This is a genomic window from Dechloromonas aromatica RCB (assembly GCF_000012425.1).
The window spans coordinates 1,710,287-1,726,306 of the sequence record NC_007298.1 but is presented as its reverse complement, the minus strand read 5'-3'; the positions used below and the strand labels follow the sequence as shown (position 1 = coordinate 1,726,306).

The following is a 16,020-nucleotide window of genomic DNA, read 5'->3' as shown; positions in this document are numbered from 1 at the left end:
TGTCTCCGTGAGAAGTTCTTATACCGCGCGTTCCTTGACGTATCTGCCAGGCGCCGGTTCGATCGGCTTATATTTGGCATTCCCCGGTTTACGCGGTGCCCGCTGTTCTCCTGACAACGGTTTCAGCCAGCCAGCCCAATCGGCCCACCAGCTCCCCTTCATCTCTTCTGCTGCGGCCAACCAGCCCTCAGCATCGGCTTTCACATCTTCGTTAATCCAGTAGCTGCGCTTGTTCTTGCTGACCGGATTGATCACGCCTGCAATGTGGCCGGAAGCCCCCAGCACAAAGCGGACCTTGCCACCAAGAATGCGTGTGCTCTGGTAGGCGGAGTGCCACGGTACGATATGATCTTCGCGCGTTGCCAGCAGGTAGACCGGCATATCGAGCTTGCCAAGGTCAACCTTCGTCCCGCACATGCCCAGTTTGCCCGGCACACGCAGATTGTTTTCCAGATACATGTTGCGCATGTACCAGCAAGCAAACGGCCCCGGCAGGCTGGTCGAATCGGAATTCCAGTAGAGCAGATCGAAGGCTTTCGGCTTCTCGCCCTTGAGGTAATTGCCGGTCACGTAGTTCCAGACCAGGTCGTTGGCACGCAGGAAAGAGAAGGTATTCTGCAGGTCGCGGGCCGGCAGCAGCCCGCCTTTGCCGATCGTGCCTTCGCGGGCAGCAACACCCTGTTCGTCGATGAACAGGCCGATTTCACCGGTGTCGGAGAAATCGAGCAGGGTTGTCAGCAGCGTCAGCGAGGCGACGGGGTCTTCTCCACGCTCCTTGAGCACCGCCAGTGCAGATGTCAGGATAGTGCCGCCGACGCAAAAACCGAGCGCATTGACCTGCTTGACCTTGGTAATTTCCCGGGCCACACGCAGCGCGGCAATCGGGCCATTCTCCAGATAGTCATCCCAGCCGAGATGACCCTGCTCTTCTTTCGGGTTACGCCAGGAAACCAGGAAAACCGTATTGCCCTGCTCAACCATGAAACGAATCAGCGAATTATCCGGCTGCAAGTCCATGATGTAGAACTTGTTGATGCACGGGGGCACAACAAGCAGTGGCCGGGTACCAACCTTCGGGGTCAGCGGCGCGTACTGGATCAACTGCATCAACTCGTTTTCGTAGACAACGGCACCTTCAGTCGTTGCAATATTCTGACCGACCTCAAACACCGATTCGTCGGTCATCGAGATACGGCCCTTCTCGAAATCCTTGATCAGGTTATTGATACCGTCAGTGATGCTCTGGCCCTTCGTTTCCATGGCCAGCTTGATGAATTCCGGGTTGGTCGCGGCAAAATTGGACGGTGCCATCGCATCGGCGACCTGGCGAGCCAGGAAACGCATGCGTTCCTTGGCTTTCTCATCCTCAGCCGGGATCACTTCGACCATTTGCTTCAGATACTGGGTATTGAGCAGATAGGCCTGATGCAGGTAATCGTAAATCGGGCTTTCTTTCCACTCCGGTGCGGCAAAGCGGCGATCGCCGGGCTCAGGTGCAACCTTGAAGACTGGCTCCTGACCCTGTTGCTTGCCCAACACAGACTGCCAGAGCGACATCTGTTGATCCATGAACTGCTTTTGCAGTGCCGTCATGGCCTGCGGATCAACCGCTGGGGAAGGAATCTTGGCGGCAGAATTGCCTGTCTTGCCGAGGTAATCCATGAACTGCTGCATCATGTTCTGGCCGGCCTGCATAAACTGCGTGGCAGAACCCATGAATGCTTCGTTATCGTTCGGTCCCTGCGCCATGAGAAGACTCGTATCTGTTGTTATCGGGGTTTGAGCTTTTGGATTCTCCATACCCGCTTCAGCGCTGTCAATGCATTTGCATGCATAATTAGGGCGCCCTTGAAGCGCCTGAATATGTACATTGTTACAATCGGCAGGCACTACACAACGAGGAAATCACCCACGAAAGGCCTGCCAGAAGTGCTCGCTGCATAAATTGCGACCCTCTTCATCTTCGGCACAATCTTTCTCTAGCGTAACAATCCGAGCCCATGGGACAAGTGGCGAAATGAAACGATGGGCAAGTGCGAATTCGCGCGGGAAATAACTGATTCGCCCAGCCTCATCACCGCAAAGCTCGCCAAGTGCGGGCTTTAGCTTTTTGGGGCGACACGAAATACAATGCGCGCCATGCCCTTTGCCATCATCATCGTTATCGGCTGGCTTTACGTGACTGTTCTGGTCGCCGCCAATGAACCGACCATTACTTCCGGGATTATCTCGTTCTTGTTCTACGGCGCCCTCCCTTGCGGGATCATCCTGTATCTGAGCGGATCAAAGATTCGCAGGCAGCGCAAGCGTTACCGGGAAATGATGGCCGAAAGAAACAAAGAAAACGACGCTGACTGAACGGCCCCAGGCCCCGGCTGCAACGCCGGGGAATTTGCGAGTCACTCGCCAACCAGCGCCTGGACGATTGCGATAGAGGCGATACCTGCCCCGATCAGCAGTACCTGCAAGACTGATTCCTTGAGGGCGGTGCGTTTGTGCAACCCGGGAATCAGGTCAGCTACCGCAACGTAGATCATGCTGGCAGCCCCGAGCGCCAGAAGCGACGGAATCCATTCAGTCAGTTGGGCCAATGCAAAGTAGGCCAGCATGGCACCGACCAGCGTCGCCAGACTGGAGAGCAAATTAAAAGCCAGGGCTCTGATCCGGCTGTAGCCGGAATGGAGCAGGATCAGGTAATCGCCGACTTCCTGAGGAATTTCGTGGGCGATGATCGCCAGCGCCGTGACGATGCCAAGCTCTGTATTTTCGAGAAAGGCCGCGGCAATCAGGATGCCATCAACGAAATTGTGGAAGGTATCACCCACCAGGATGAGCAGGCCGGACCGCCCATGGTCATGGGCTGGCGCATGAGCATCGTGCGCCTCGCAGTGGTCGTGATGACAATGCCGCCAGAGCACCAGCTTTTCCAGCACGAAAAACGCCAGAATCCCGAACAGGACAGTCGCCGCCGTCCGATGGGTATCGCCATGTTCCAGCGCATGCGGCAGTATTTCGAGAAACGCAGCCCCGAGCAGGGCTCCAATCGCATAGGAAATCAGCATGCTGATGCGATGCGTTCCCAGCGCAATGCTCAGCACCGCCGCAGCAATGACGCTCAATGCGCCGCCGGCCAGCGATACGACAATGATCCAGGAAAGAGTGCTCACGGAGTTCGGTTCGATGAAAAGCCGGGAATTATACGCCGTCGGTCGCCAGCCAGATCAGCGTGGCCATGCGCCCGGTGATGCCATCACGACGGTAGGAGAAGAAGCGCTCATGTTCGCTGACGGTACATGCCCCGCCGCCGTAGATGCGTTCGACGCCACTACGCCGCAAGCGGCGACGGGCCAAGGCGTAAATATCGGCCAGCCACTTGCCGGAAGCTGATGGCAGAAATGCACGATCAGCCTCGGGGTCGGCAGCCACGAAAGCAGCACGCACCTCAGCGCCGACTTCGAAACACTGCGGACCGATCGCCGGCCCAAGCCAGGCGAGCACTTCTTCGGAAGGCACCGCCATATTTTTGATCGTTGCTTCCAGTACGCCAGCCACCAATCCACGCCAGCCGGCGTGAGCAGCAGCGACCACCGTTCCGGCACGATCGCAGAAGAGTACCGGCAAGCAATCGGCAGTCATTACAGCACACACGGTATCGGTGCGCCGAGTAAATGCCGCATCTGCCTCCATCAATCTCGGAGAGTTTCCGGCATCGATTGCAACAGTACCGTGCACCTGCTTCAACCACAGTGGCTCGCTTGGCAGATACTTGCGCAAGCTTGCCCGATTAGCCAAAACGCGAGCCTGGTCGTCCCCGACGTGGTCTCCCAGATTGAAGCTACTCCATGGCGCCGGGCTGCAACCACCTGTACGCAGCGTTTGCCAGGCGCGAACCCGAACTGGTGCCGGCCAGTCCGGAGTAAGCAGATCAGCCATAGCGCAGGTTATCGAGCAGGTTACGCATATCCTCCGGCATCGGCACTTCCCACTGCATTTTCAGACCGGTAAGCGGGTGAACCAGGCCAAGGCGGGTAGCGTGCAGCGCCTGCCGTGGAAATTCCGGCAACTTCGGGTTGTGCTTGCCATAGACCTGATCACCAACCAGCGGGTGATGGATCGCCGCCATGTGCACGCGGATCTGGTGCGTACGACCGGTTTCCAGCGAGCACTCGACAAAGGTCGTGTAGGTAAAGGCCTCCAGAATGCGGATATTGGTAATCGCCGGCTTGCCACCCCGGTTTTCCGGCACGATGGCCATCTTGATGCGCTGCGACGGATGCCGTCCGATCGGCTCATTGACCGTACCTTCGTGCTTCATCGCACCCGCAGCCAAGGCCAGATAAATCCGCCGCACCGTCCGCGCCTGCAACTGCCGGACGAGGTCCGTCTGCGCCTCCAGAGTCTTGGCGACCACCAGCAGGCCACTGGTGTCCTTGTCCAGCCGGTGCACGATGCCTGCTCGCGGCACGACCTCGATACCCGGCACATGGTGAAGCAGCGCATTCATCAAGGTGCCACTCCAATTGCCGCTACCCGGGTGGACCACCAGTCCGGCCGGTTTGTTGATGACGAGCAGCGTCTCGTCCTCAAAAACGACATCGAGTGGAATATCTTCAGGCAGCTCTGGCTGGTTGCGGACGTCTTCCGGCTCGCTGACCAGCAGCTTCTCTCCACCCATCATCTTGCGCTTGGGTTCGGTTTCCGGTTTGCCATCAACCTGCACACAGGCTTCGCGGACCCAACCCTGCAGACGGTTACGCGAATGTTGCGGCAGCAGTTCAGCCAGCACCTGGTCGAGACGGCGGCCATAAGAGGCATCAGGAACGGTCAGGCGGAGCGGTTCAGTTCGGCTATAATCGCCGGAATCTTCAATAGGATCATTCATGATGCGAAGTTTACCCGCATTCCAGACATTCCCCGCCTTCTTCCGCTTGTTGATGGCTGTTTTCGTTGTTGCATTCATTGCCGGTTGCGGCTCGACTTCCGAGAAGTTTGACGAAACAAGCGGCTGGTCAGCCGGCAAGCTCTATTCCGAATCCAAGGATGCTCAGGCCGACGGCAACTGGGAAAAGGCTGCCAAGTACCTGGAAAAGCTTGAAGCACGCTTCCCCTACGGTCGTTATGCACAACAGGCCCAACTCGAACTCGGCTATGTCTATTGGAAGGGCAACGAACCCGGCTCGGCGCTGGCCGCTTGTGACCGCTTCATCAAGTTACACCCCAGTCATCCGACCGTTGATTATGTTTATTACCTGAAGGGCCTGATCAACTTCAACGAAGATCTCGGCCTGACCGCATATATCAGTTCACAGGATCCAACCGAGCGGGATCCCAAGGCAGCTCGGGAGGCCTTCGACGCCTTCAAGGAACTAGTCACCCGCTTCCCGGAAAGCAAATACGCACCCGACGCAAGCCTGCGCATGAACTATCTGGTCAATGCCCTGGCCTCTCTGGAAGTCCATGTTGCTCGCTATTACGTCAAACGTGGTGCCTATATTGCAGCCGCCAACCGCGCTCAGTTTGCGGTCAAGACCTATCCACAGGCCCCGGCGATTGAGGAAGCCATGTTCATTCTGGTTACCTCCTACGACAAAATGGGCATGAATGAGCTGCGCGATGACGCTCAGCGTGTGATGAAGAAAAACTTCCCGAACAGCCGCTATTACAATGATGGCCTGGAGCGCAAGACAGCCTGGTGGAAGCTCTGGTAAGTTTGACTGAACCAATTCCCAAATACCCGCTGCTGCGGGTATTTTTTTGCCCCTTCAACGCTTAGCTTAAATCAAGAGAGAGGCTATCCCCGCCGCCTGCGTGCCTTGCCCCACGCTCCGCGTGCCTGGCCAGCCCCCCCTCCCCTACACAGGTTGTTTCAGGAGCCTTGCTTAATAGCCAGCACGGCCTGATTGCGTAGCGTCCGCAGCAACTGCAACTCTTTTTCCGGAATCGAAATCCCACCCGGCTCATCGCGGTCGGCATAGATCAGCGCTACCGGACTCCCTTTGATATTCAGCGGAAACAGGACGAATGAGTGGGCCGGGACGGCCTTGCGATACCAGTCGGGAATGCGGCCAGCGATCTTCGGATCGTTGATGTCACTGATCAGCAGATCAACCCCCTTCGATGTCGCTGCATGAAAGATGTCGGGTGTAAAGCTGAGCGGAAAACGGAACGCCCGGGCAAGCTCGTTGGCATCTGGCCCAAAACCGAAGCGCCCCTGCATGGCCCCTGCCTTGACATCACGGATGCACAGCACGATCCGCTTGAACCCCATGGCACGATACATCGTCTCAAGGATGATGCGCAGGACGTCATTCAACTGGAAACCATCGATCAGGGTGTTGCTGATGTCCTGAATTCCCGCCGTCAAAATAGCCTGCGCGTCGAGAATCTGCAACCCGGCTTCGCCTTCAACGGCACCTAGCGGGTCACTCTCGCCAAGGACGGTACCATCCGCGAAATCAGTATCGTTAGTATCGCCAACCTCAGTTCCCCCCTTTTTAGCGAACAAACGCATCTGCTTGCCAAAACTTGTCTGCTGCAGGTTGAGGTGAATGACGCGGGCAAAATCAGCCACTTCCTCAACGGCTCGCTGAACCGTCTGAAAGACATCTTTCGGATTGAGATCAATCGCCTCGGCAAAACGCGTCATTGCTTTTTTCAGCTCACGGTCACGAATTTCCGGTGTCGATTGAGCGATGGAGTCGCACAATTCGTTGGAAAATCCGGACAACACACGCAGTCTGTCCTCCTGTTGCGCCGGTTTCTTGACCGGCCCTGCCGGCAACTTCCGCATTGAACTGACGATCAGCGGCGGGAAGCCCCACTGGCGGGCAACGGCCATGCCCATATCTTCCAGGGAAATACCCAGCACTTGCAGCGCTGCACTCTCCTCGCTGCAGTTCTTCTGGGCCATGACACGCCGAATCTCGTCCGACTCCTCGGGGAAGTAAAACTGTGACAGCAGGCGACCCAGACTGTGGAATAAAGCGCAAATAAAGGACTGCTCCAGATCGCGCATGCGCGCGGTAGCACCAATGTCCTTGGCCAGAACACCGGCCAGGTTGGCGCGCAGGAAATCCTCTTTCAACTGGTTGGCATTGCCTTTGTTCTGCAAGTGTTCGAACAACAGGACCGTGATGGCAATATTGCGAACGGCCTCGAAACCCAGCACGATCACGGCTCGCGAGACTGTACTGATGGAGCCACCACCTGCCGGCCTGAAGTATGCAGAATTGACCAGTCGCAGCAACTTGTTGGTCAGTGCAAAATCCTTGAGGATAGTATTGGAAAGCTTATCGATGCTCTCCGTCTCGCTGTTGGCGATCTTGTTGATAGCGCTGACAGACTCGGACAAAGCGGGGAAGTCGCTCTTGTGCCGCATGCGGCGCAACAGGAACTCCAGTGTCGACTGGCGGCCAGCACCGGTCGCGCCAAGCTCGTCTTCCGGGTTCAGATAGTTGTCCAAAGCTTCGGCAAATTGCGCCGCCGTCTGAAAGCGCACTGACGGATCACGGGCCACCGCCTTGTTCAAAACACTGCTCAAACGATCATCAACCCCTGCATCCTCGGGCAATACCAGATCCTCCCGGGCCACCCGCTGCATGATCTGGGAGACGTTGTCACCAGGAAACGCGCGGCGGCCAGTCAGCATCTCGAACAGGATGACACCGGCTGAGAAAACATCTGAACGTTCACTGAGTTCGCGCTTCAGAATGTACTCGGGTGACATATAGGCCGGCGTTCCGGTCACCCGGTCAGTACCTTCACTCGCACCGTCGATGCGTGCCGCGATACCGAAATCCATGACTCGCGGCGTGCCATCGTCATCGAGCAGAATATTGGACGGCTTCAGGTCGCGATGGATGATGCCCTGGGCGTGGGCATGGGCTACGGCATCAAGCACCTTGCCCAGGATGGTCACCGCCTTGACCGGTGGCAACGCACCGCTCTGGCGCAGGAATTCAGCGAGATTTTTGCCGGGCACGTACTCAAAAACGAGATAAAGATCGCCGCGCTCCTCGCCGGCCTCGAAAATCGGCACGATGTTGGGATGACGCATCTTGCTGACGGTCCGTGCCTCGTCGAGCAAAACCTTGTTCTGGGCAGGGTCCGGCCGAGAAAAATGCAGGGTCTTGATGGCAATTTCACGCTGCAACTGGGGATCGAAGCCGAGATAGACCACGCTTTGTGCGCCACGTCCCAACTCACCCCGGACTTCGAAACGGCCGATTTTGATGCTCATTTTTCGCTTGCTTCTATCCAGACTAGATGCGGTACGCCGTCGGCGCCACCGCTGATTACTGCATTCTGCCCGTAATCTTCGGCCAATGCACAAGCATCCTCTGGTCCGAGGTCCGGTACGAAACAACTCTCCTCGACTGGCCAGGCATCACTATCCGGAACATTCTGGCCAGCATAAGGTTCGTAATTGCCTTCCAGAAGTTCGCACTCCAACTGCGCTTGCCGCTCGGCATTGATCGCCTCATCAGTCGGCTGCGACCCCGGGTTGTACGCTGTAATGATCGAAAACTGCTCGCAATCAGCCGTTTCCAGCCAGCAACGCAGCGCTTCGCATGCTTGGCCAATACGCAGATCGCAGATTCCACCGGACAAATACACCCGATAGGTCGTTGCCTTGTAGGCAACTTCTAATTCACTCGTCTTCACCATCAAATTCCACCACACCGATCAATTGTTCAGATTCTGCCGCCGGTAGCGCTTCGACTTCTTTCAACTTGCGCGACAGTTGCCTGGTCCTGGTTTCCGCCTTGGCGATACTGTTGCTTGCCTCGTCCAGCTTTTTCCGGGTATGCGCCAGCGCCTCGCCAAACTTGCCGAACTCGGTCTTCACTGCACCAAGCACGGCCCAGACCTCAGCTGAACGTTGCTCGATAGCCAGCGTACGGAAGCCCATCTGCAGGCTGTTAAGCAGCGCGGCCAAGGTCGTCGGACCGGCCAGACTGACCCGAAAATCGCGCTGCAGCGTCTCAGCCAGCCCCGGCCGGCGCAGCGCCTCGGCATAGAGGCCTTCAAGCGGCAGGTAGAGCATGGCGAAATCAGTCGTATGCGGCGGCGAGACGTATTTCTCGTGGATGCTCTTGGCCTCGCTCTTCAGCCGCGTTTCGATGGCCCGCGAAGCCTCCTCGACCGCCGCCGGATCTGCTCGCTCCTGAGCATCAAGCAGACGCTGGTAGTCCTCGATCGGATACTTGGCGTCGATCGGCAGCCAGACGACTGCACCGTCGTCCTTGCCCGGCAGGCGGATGGCAAAATCGACGCGCTCGTTGCTACCCGGGCGGGTCGCAACATTGGAAGCAAACTGATCGGCCGTCAGCAACTGTTCAAGCAGCGCTGAGAGCTGGACTTCCCCCCAGGTACCACGCGTCTTCACATTGGTCAGCACGCGCTTCAAGTCGCCAACACCGGCTGCCAGCGTCTGCATTTCGCCAAGACCACGGTGCACCTGCTCCAGTCGGTCGCTAACCAGCTTGAAGGATTCGCCAAGACGCTGCTCCAAAGTCGCATGCAGCTTCTCGTCTACGGTACGGCGCATTTCCTCGAGCTTGTTGGCATTGTCCGTCTGAATGGCAGTCAAGCGCCCCTCGACGGTCGTTTTGAGGCGCTCGAAACGCTCGTCCAGCCCCAGCGAAAAACGATTCAATTCACGGGCAAAGGCCTCCAGGCGCTCGGCCTGCAAGGTACCAAACTGGCCAACCTGTGTGGTGATCGCCTGCCCCAGCAGATTGGCTGATTGGGCTCGCTCCTCGCGGTCGCGGAATGCCTCTTCGGCATCCTCGCGCCGGCCCCGGGCCAGCTCCTCGCGCAATTCGCGCTCAAGGCGCATCAAGCCTTTTTCCTGCGCGTCCAGCAGCGTCCGGAAGTGCTCTGCATCGCCCTGTTTGCGGTTATCCCGCAACAGCAAGGCCACCTGCAGCAGGATGACCACCACCGTGCCGACCGCCAGGGCCAGCCCCATCGTTTCACTCATTAAAAATTACCTTAAGGAAAAATCGGCGCGGCTACCCGTGCCCTTGTCGTCGTGCTCGACCTTGGACGGCAGCAGGAAAACACGCTCGGGCGGCACCTTGCCCTGCTCGACCAACCAGCCCTGCACAGCCTCGGCCCGGCGATCAGCCAGCGCCTTGATGTCCTCATCAGAGGCTGGAAGGTTGGCCAACATCAGCTTTTCCATTTCCTCAACCGGTAGCTCCTTCTGCAGGCCAACCACGTTGCGCGGCTTCGGGAATTTGGCTTCCTTGTAAGCTCGGGTCAGGTAGGTCTTGTACTCCTCGGGGGAAATCTCGATATCCTCCAGCGACTTGCCTTCACCCGCCTTCTTGATATCCTTGAGTTTTTCGGCCTTCATGGCACGCTCGATACCGACGCGCTTGACGCCCTCTCTATCGACTTCGGGGTCAGCTCGTCCGGTAATTTCCAGTTTCAGCGAATTACGTTCGACCAGTGCCTTGGCCAGACTTTCCAGCTTCTTGGTTCCTGCGTCATTGATGCCCACACGACCGACTGCGAACTCGATGTTCGACAACTCCTCGCCACTTCCGAACATTGAGCCGAGCAGTGCAAACGGCGAAGTTACCGCCTTGACGAACAGGTTGACGATGACCTTGATGATCAGGCCACCAATCGAAAACTGCGGGTCATCCAGCGAACCGGCAACCGGCAGATTGAGGTCAATCTCGCCACGATTGTTCTTGAGCAGCGAAATCGCCAGATTGACCGGCAACGTGGTTGCATCCGGACTCTCGATCTTGTCACCAAAAGTGAATTGATCAATGAACAACCGGTTCTCAGCCGTCAGCTGGTTATTTTCCAGCTTGTAGGCCACATTGAGCGTCAGCTTGCCCTTCTCGATGGCATAGCCGGCGTATTTGCCGGAATACGGCGAGAAGCCGGTCAGGTCGACGCCGGTAATGTCCGCCTTGAGATCGAGATAGGTCTTGGCGGCCAGCGGATTCAGCTTGGCCAGGATCTGTACCGGTGCCGAGTTGGCATATTTGCCACGCACCTCCATATCGGCCACCGTATCTGCCGCCGACGACAGGCCGCTGACCCGACCGCCGAGCTTGGTCAGGTTGACCGTGTAGTTCGGCTTGACGAAGAAATCGGAGAAATTAACCGTTCCGTTCTGCAGCGTGATCTTGGCGATCTTGATTGGTACCGGCGGTTTGACCGGCGCGGCATCCTTGGCGGCGAGCTTGGCATCCGGCTTGGTCGCAACCGGCGTCACCGCCTCCTTCGGGGTTTCGCCCCCGTCCGGCTTCCTGACGATGTCGGCGACATTGAGCTTGCCTTCCTTGTTCAGGATCAGGCGTGAGTAGAAATCGGACAAGGCGATTTCGCCGATATTGATGGCCAGAGGCTCCAGCTTGAAATCGACACCACCAAAGTACAGTGACTTCCATTTCAGGAAATCGGTGCTGTTCGCCTTGTCGACGGCCACGAAGTCGCCGAGCGTAAAATTGCCCTTGTAGCTGGCTTTTAGGCCAGAGGTATCGAGCTTTGCCGTCGCCTCTCCCTTGTTCGAGACTTGGCCACGGGTCAGCGAAATGTTCAGGAACTGCCCCAGATAAGGCTCGAACGGCATTAGCGGAATGGCGACGGTCTCGACCTTGAGCTGCGCATCAAGCGGATAGACCTGCAGGCTGCCGTCGACATTCAGGCTGCCCTTCTTGTTGATCTTGCCCTGTAGCGCGATCTTGCCCTTCTGGTTTGCTTCGTTGGTCAGACCTTCGCCGTGCAGGCTGAACGCCTCGATTTCCTGGACCGCCACCGGGTTCATGCTCTGATCTTCGAAGCGGAAGGCGAGATCCTCAACCGCCAGCTTGCCGACCTTGCCGATCCATGGCTTTTCCTCCTTGGCCTTCGCCTCTGCCTTGGCATCAGTGGCACGAATAGTTTTCAGCACCGGGGAACTGACCCATTCGATCTTGCTGTCCTTGTTCCGCAGCATGCGGGCACGAGCGCCAGTATTGATCACCTCGGCAATGTTGACACGCCGCCCCGGCAGATCCAGCTTGATGCCCTTGATGGCCATCTTCTCGACCCGAAAGCGCTCACCGAGATCAACCTGATAGCTGACCTCGTTGATCTCGATCGGCTCGACCAGCTTGCCGTCTACCTTGCCAACGCTGACCAGCAGGTTGCGGACTTCGCCGGTAACCGGCGTCGGGTTCGAGTCGTCTTTCCAGCGCAGCAGACCGTTGCTCAACGCGAACTCGCCGAGCGTCCATTCGAAGGGCTTGGCCGACTCAAGCTTCGGCTCCGGGACTGTGGCAACCGGCTTGGCCAGTTTGTCGAGCAGCCGCAGTACGTTGAACTCGCCCTGCTTGTTCACGGCCAGACTGACATCCAGCCCATCGAGGGCCACCCGCTTGACCGCAGCCTTGCGGTTAAGCGGGTCAATACTGTCGAGTTCCACATCCAGGCGCTTCCAGCCAACCAGCGCCTGACCGTCACTTTCCGCCAGCACAAGGCCGGACACATGGGCCGCGCCAATCACTGTCACCGAATAAACCTTGTCCGAGACCTCCTTGAACATGGCCTTCATTTCGGTATCGAGCGTTCCGGCATTAAGGCGGAAGGGCAGCGATTCCGGCAGGTAAGGCTGCAGCACGGCCAGATCGAAACGATCCAGGTCGAGGCTCAGATGACTTTCATGAGTTGTCGTAAACGGTTTGCTTTCGCCGGTCAGCGCCAGTGGCGAGCCGTTAATTTTGGCAGAAAAGGCCGGGTGAACCAGGACTTCCGCCTGATAGGGCAAGCTGGAAACGAAAGGCAAGGCCAGGTTGATGTCGCTGATCGTATGAACCTTGCCCTTGGGCTGATCATCAAAGACAATCTTCGCGTTGATCAGCTGGATATTGTTCAGCGAGAAGCGCGGCGTGTCCTTCTCCGGCTCATCCTTGGGTTTCATCCACTCGTCGAGCAGATCGGAAATATCGTAGCGACCTTCGGCTACCCGGCTCACGGCGAGGCGCAGGCCCTGCAGACGAACTTCATCAACAACCGCCGCCAGCTTGAAAATTGAAGCCGAAGAGAGATTGACGAACAATTCGTCGAAGCCGGCCACCTCTTTGCCACCATCGGCCCTGATCGACAAACCGTTAACCTTGGCTGACAAGGCGTAGGGATTGATGGCGATCTGCTCGATGCTGACTTCACGGTGCAACTGCAGCGAGAGTTGCTTCTGCAAAATTGATTTAAGCAGCGGCGGCGCCGCGAAAAACCCTAAAACGCCAATAACCAGCAGAAATATCCCCAGCCATTTGCCGAGCTTCATGCTACGAGGGGATTTCAGCGCGGCAGAAAGATGTGACATTGATACTGATTTGTTTGCCGTCTGCTCTGCCATGATATTCTGCCTCGAGTACTATATATCGGCTAAATTTAGCACACCGGCGCCGCACCAATATCAGCAAAAAAAACATATGAACTGGATAATCGACGACATTTACAGCGCCATTATGCAACTCAAGCGCTGGCAAACCTGGTTAGTGATTGGTCTGATTGGAATTTTTGCCGGCCTGGCCTATCTGCTTGTCAGTTTTGCCTTCAGAACCGATGACATCCTGATCTATCTCCATCGCACAGCCGGCGCCTGCCGAGAACTGACCAATGGCACCATCATTGCCATGTTCTGCGGAATGATTTTCTTCCTATTCACAGCACTGCTCACCCTCGGTGAATTTCAACGCTATTTCCAATTCAAGCAACAGGCCGCTCACCACCAGACACGTCAAGCGCTAACCTGGGGTATCGGCTGGGGAATAACGGCCATTAGCATTGCAGTCGGCGCACTGCTTTTCTTCAGCAGCTATTGTCGTTAGACTGAGGCAATCGAGTTCGTGTCGCCGCCATGAAAATTCTCGTTGTTGAAGACAGCCAGTCCAGTCTTGCCACACTGACCAAGTATGTCGAACACTTCGGTGCGACAAGCATTCCGGCCGAAAATGGCGAAATGGCGATTGATCTGTTTTCACGCAACCGCCCCGATCTGGTTCTGCTCAACATCTTGCTACCGGATATGGATGGATTTGTCGTTGCGCAGCATATCCGGGCCATGGAAAAACCGGGGGACTGGGCACCGATTATTTTTCTTTCGTCACTCGACGACGATGCCAATATTGAAAAAGGCATTGCTGCCGGGGGCGACGATTACCTGCACAAGCCAATCAGCGAGATCGTCCTCGGCGCAAAGATTCGCGCCATGCAGCGCATCGTTCTGATGCGCGCCTCGCTGCTCGCCGTGACGCGAAAGCTTGATGCTGCCAATCAGGAATTGATCCGTATTTCGTCCACGGATAGCCTGACCGGTGTCGCCAACCGGCGCTATTTCGACGAAGCAATGTCCATTGAATGGCGCCGGGCGCGCCGGCACTCGAACAGCATCGCCTTGTTGATGTGCGATATCGATTATTTCAAGCTGTACAACGACACCTATGGCCATCAGGCCGGTGATGAATGCCTGCGCAAGATTGCCGCCGCCATCAGTCGCCATACGGAGCGCCCATCCGACACGGTAGCCCGTTATGGCGGCGAGAAGTTTGCCGTGATCCTGCCGGAAACCAGTATTGGCGGCGCGCTGATGGTGGCCGAGAAAATTCGCCAGGCCACCAAGGAACTGAACATCACTCACGCCTCGTCGCCAACAGGCCAGGTTGGCTTGAGCATCGGCATTGCCTCGGCCGCCCCCGGCTTCGACAACCCGCCGGATGATTTGATCCTTGCGGCCGACAAGGCGCTTTACCGGGCCAAGAAGGAAGGTCGGGATCGCGTCTACCGTGCCGACGCCACCTAGCAACTGACAATCCCATGGCCAGAAGACGCATCTCCATCATCATCGTTGACGACAATGACATGATGCGCGGCATTCTCCGGGCAATGCTGCGGGGCGAGGAATATGACGTCGTCGGTGAGGCACGTAATGGTGTGTCAGCCATTGACTTGGTCGAACGCCTGAAACCCGATATCGCCTGCATGGATGTCATGATGCCGGAAAAAAACGGCATTGAAGCGCTCTGTGAAATCAAGGCCGCGCACCCGGATACCGAAGTCATCATGGTCACCAGCAACTCGGACCCGGGCACGGTTCAGGAAGCGATCCAGAACGGCGCCAGCGGATTTATCATCAAGCCATTTAATGCGGCACGCGTACTTGATACCTTGGAAAAGGTCAGCGGACGAGTCCGCCAGAAAAAAACCTAGAAGGTGTTACGCCAACTGCGGATAGCCGCAAAAATTGCCGTTTTTGAACGATCTTCAATGTCCGCTCCTTGCTGGGCAGCGTGCCCGAGCAAGCAGGAAGCAGCGTGCTGCAAACCAGCCTCAACCACTGCCGCTTCATGGCAACGCAGGAAGGGATTGGTCGCCTTTTCTTCAGCCAGAATCAACGGCACACTAGGCAAGCCGGCAGCACGCAACGCAGCCACCTTGGCCACACGAGCTTGTAACGCCTGATTATTCGGCTCGACAGCAAGCGCAAAACGCAGGTTCATCTCCGTATATTCATGCGCGCAGTAGATCAAGGTGTCGCCTGGCAAGGCGGCGATGCTGTCCAGTGAGGCAGACATTTGGGCTGGCGTTCCTTCGAACAGTCGACCGCAACCGGCACCGAACAGGGTATCGCCGCACAAAAGCGCCCCCGGCGCGTAATAGGCCAAGTGCCCCAGTGTATGGCCAGGAACCGCCATAACCGTGACTTTCTGACCAAGCACATCGATGCTTTCACCACCACTCAGGGGACAAGAGCAGCCTGTGATAGACTCGTTGCCCGGCGCATAAACCTCGGCTTGCCAGCGCGCTTTCAGTTCGGCGACGCCCCCCTGATGATCGGCGTGGTGATGGGTAATCAGGATGCCTTCCAGCATCAACCCGCCAGCCTCCAGCCTTGCCAGCACAGGCGCAGCATCACCGGGGTCGACGACGAAAGCACGCTTGCCCCGGGTCAGCAGCCAGATGTAATTATCCTTGAACGCGGGAATGAACGAAATTTCTAACATGCCGGAA

Annotated in this window: 14 protein-coding genes; 5 read left to right on the top strand and 9 right to left on the bottom strand. The window is 57.1% G+C overall.

Annotated features, from left to right (window positions below; genetic code table 11):
• Positions 1–18: 18 nt before the first annotated feature.
• On the bottom strand, positions 19–1,716 hold the full coding sequence (phaC, locus tag DARO_RS08285; RefSeq protein WP_041224848.1) for a class I poly(R)-hydroxyalkanoic acid synthase: 1,698 nt from the start codon (positions 1,714–1,716) through the stop codon (positions 19–21).
• 423 nt (positions 1,717–2,139) lie between these two features.
• Between phaC and DARO_RS08280 the strand changes: the two genes are divergently transcribed.
• A complete protein-coding gene (locus tag DARO_RS08280; protein WP_157037288.1) occupies positions 2,140–2,358 on the top strand; it encodes a hypothetical protein in 219 nt (72 codons plus the stop codon).
• Positions 2,359–2,399: 41 nt separating this feature from the next.
• Here DARO_RS08280 and DARO_RS08275 read toward each other — a convergent pair whose 3' ends face one another.
• The 3 genes from DARO_RS08275 to rluD are packed head-to-tail and all read right to left on the bottom strand — an operon-like array spanning position 2,400 to position 4,882.
• Positions 2,400–3,167: a ZIP family metal transporter gene (locus DARO_RS08275; protein WP_011287363.1), complete on the bottom strand. Its 768-nt coding sequence runs from the start codon at positions 3,165–3,167 to the stop codon at positions 2,400–2,402.
• Between the two features lie 28 nt (positions 3,168–3,195).
• Positions 3,196–3,933: a peptidoglycan editing factor PgeF gene (gene pgeF, locus DARO_RS08270; protein WP_011287362.1), complete on the bottom strand. Its 738-nt coding sequence runs from the start codon at positions 3,931–3,933 to the stop codon at positions 3,196–3,198.
• Positions 3,926–4,882: a 23S rRNA pseudouridine(1911/1915/1917) synthase RluD gene (rluD, locus tag DARO_RS08265; RefSeq protein WP_011287361.1), complete on the bottom strand. Its 957-nt coding sequence runs from the start codon at positions 4,880–4,882 to the stop codon at positions 3,926–3,928. Before rluD ends, pgeF begins: the two co-directional genes overlap by 8 nt.
• Here rluD and DARO_RS08260 point away from each other — a divergent pair.
• Positions 4,881–5,708: an outer membrane protein assembly factor BamD gene (locus DARO_RS08260; protein ID WP_497463048.1), complete on the top strand. Its 828-nt coding sequence runs from the start codon at positions 4,881–4,883 to the stop codon at positions 5,706–5,708. The genes rluD and DARO_RS08260 overlap by 2 nt on opposite strands.
• Positions 5,709–5,866: 158 nt before the next feature.
• Here DARO_RS08260 and DARO_RS08255 read toward each other — a convergent pair whose 3' ends face one another.
• Genes DARO_RS08255 through DARO_RS21640 form a run of 4 tightly spaced genes read right to left on the bottom strand, consistent with a single transcriptional unit; the run spans position 5,867 to position 13,294 of the window.
• Positions 5,867–8,239 carry a protein kinase domain-containing protein gene (locus tag DARO_RS08255; RefSeq protein WP_011287359.1) on the bottom strand — a complete coding sequence of 791 codons (2,373 nt, stop codon included), beginning with the start codon at positions 8,237–8,239 and terminating at the stop codon, positions 5,867–5,869.
• Complete coding sequence (locus DARO_RS08250) at positions 8,236–8,667, bottom strand: DUF3293 domain-containing protein (RefSeq protein WP_011287358.1); 432 nt, start codon at positions 8,665–8,667, stop codon at positions 8,236–8,238. Before DARO_RS08250 ends, DARO_RS08255 begins: the two co-directional genes overlap by 4 nt.
• A complete protein-coding gene (locus DARO_RS08245) occupies positions 8,651–9,985 on the bottom strand; it encodes a DNA recombination protein RmuC (RefSeq protein ID WP_011287357.1) in 1,335 nt (444 codons plus the stop codon). The genes DARO_RS08250 and DARO_RS08245 overlap by 17 nt, the downstream gene beginning before the upstream one ends.
• A 6-nt stretch (positions 9,986–9,991) precedes the next feature.
• Positions 9,992–13,294: a DUF748 domain-containing protein gene (locus tag DARO_RS21640; RefSeq protein ID WP_049758569.1), complete on the bottom strand. Its 3,303-nt coding sequence runs from the start codon at positions 13,292–13,294 to the stop codon at positions 9,992–9,994.
• Between DARO_RS21640 and DARO_RS08235 the strand changes: the two genes are divergently transcribed.
• Genes DARO_RS08235 through DARO_RS08225 form a run of 3 tightly spaced genes read left to right on the top strand, consistent with a single transcriptional unit; the run spans position 13,293 to position 15,219 of the window.
• A complete protein-coding gene (locus tag DARO_RS08235) occupies positions 13,293–13,841 on the top strand; it encodes a hypothetical protein (RefSeq protein WP_198134120.1) in 549 nt (182 codons plus the stop codon). The genes DARO_RS21640 and DARO_RS08235 overlap by 2 nt on opposite strands.
• 29 nt (positions 13,842–13,870) lie before the next feature.
• Positions 13,871–14,812 carry a diguanylate cyclase gene (locus DARO_RS08230; protein ID WP_011287354.1) on the top strand — a complete coding sequence of 314 codons (942 nt, stop codon included), beginning with the start codon at positions 13,871–13,873 and terminating at the stop codon, positions 14,810–14,812.
• 14 nt (positions 14,813–14,826) lie between these two features.
• Positions 14,827–15,219, top strand: a complete 393-nt coding sequence (locus DARO_RS08225) for a response regulator (RefSeq protein WP_011287353.1) — start codon at positions 14,827–14,829, stop codon at positions 15,217–15,219.
• On the opposite strand, the gene gloB is transcribed toward DARO_RS08225, so the two are convergent.
• Positions 15,216–16,013, bottom strand: a complete 798-nt coding sequence (gene gloB, locus DARO_RS08220; protein WP_011287352.1) for a hydroxyacylglutathione hydrolase — start codon at positions 16,011–16,013, stop codon at positions 15,216–15,218. The genes DARO_RS08225 and gloB overlap by 4 nt on opposite strands.
• Positions 16,014–16,020 lie beyond the last annotated feature (7 nt).

Coding starts and splice junctions, on each gene's coding strand:
- phaC (WP_041224848.1), bottom strand. CDS start 1,716: ATGGGTTCTGCCACGCAGTTTATGCAGGCCGGCCAGAACATGATGCAG.
- DARO_RS08280 (WP_157037288.1), top strand. CDS start 2,140: ATGCCCTTTGCCATCATCATCGTTATCGGCTGGCTTTACGTGACTGTT.
- pgeF (WP_011287362.1), bottom strand. CDS start 3,933: ATGGCTGATCTGCTTACTCCGGACTGGCCGGCACCAGTTCGGGTTCGC.
- DARO_RS08260 (WP_497463048.1), top strand. CDS start 4,881: ATGATGCGAAGTTTACCCGCATTCCAGACATTCCCCGCCTTCTTCCGC.
- rluD (WP_011287361.1), bottom strand. CDS start 4,882: ATGAATGATCCTATTGAAGATTCCGGCGATTATAGCCGAACTGAACCG.
- DARO_RS08255 (WP_011287359.1), bottom strand. CDS start 8,239: ATGAGCATCAAAATCGGCCGTTTCGAAGTCCGGGGTGAGTTGGGACGT.
- DARO_RS08250 (WP_011287358.1), bottom strand. CDS start 8,667: ATGGTGAAGACGAGTGAATTAGAAGTTGCCTACAAGGCAACGACCTAT.
- DARO_RS08245 (WP_011287357.1), bottom strand. CDS start 9,985: ATGAGTGAAACGATGGGGCTGGCCCTGGCGGTCGGCACGGTGGTGGTC.
- DARO_RS08235 (WP_198134120.1), top strand. CDS start 13,293: ATGCTACGAGGGGATTTCAGCGCGGCAGAAAGATGTGACATTGATACT.
- DARO_RS21640 (WP_049758569.1), bottom strand. CDS start 13,294: ATGAAGCTCGGCAAATGGCTGGGGATATTTCTGCTGGTTATTGGCGTT.
- DARO_RS08230 (WP_011287354.1), top strand. CDS start 13,871: ATGAAAATTCTCGTTGTTGAAGACAGCCAGTCCAGTCTTGCCACACTG.
- DARO_RS08225 (WP_011287353.1), top strand. CDS start 14,827: ATGGCCAGAAGACGCATCTCCATCATCATCGTTGACGACAATGACATG.
- gloB (WP_011287352.1), bottom strand. CDS start 16,013: ATGTTAGAAATTTCGTTCATTCCCGCGTTCAAGGATAATTACATCTGG.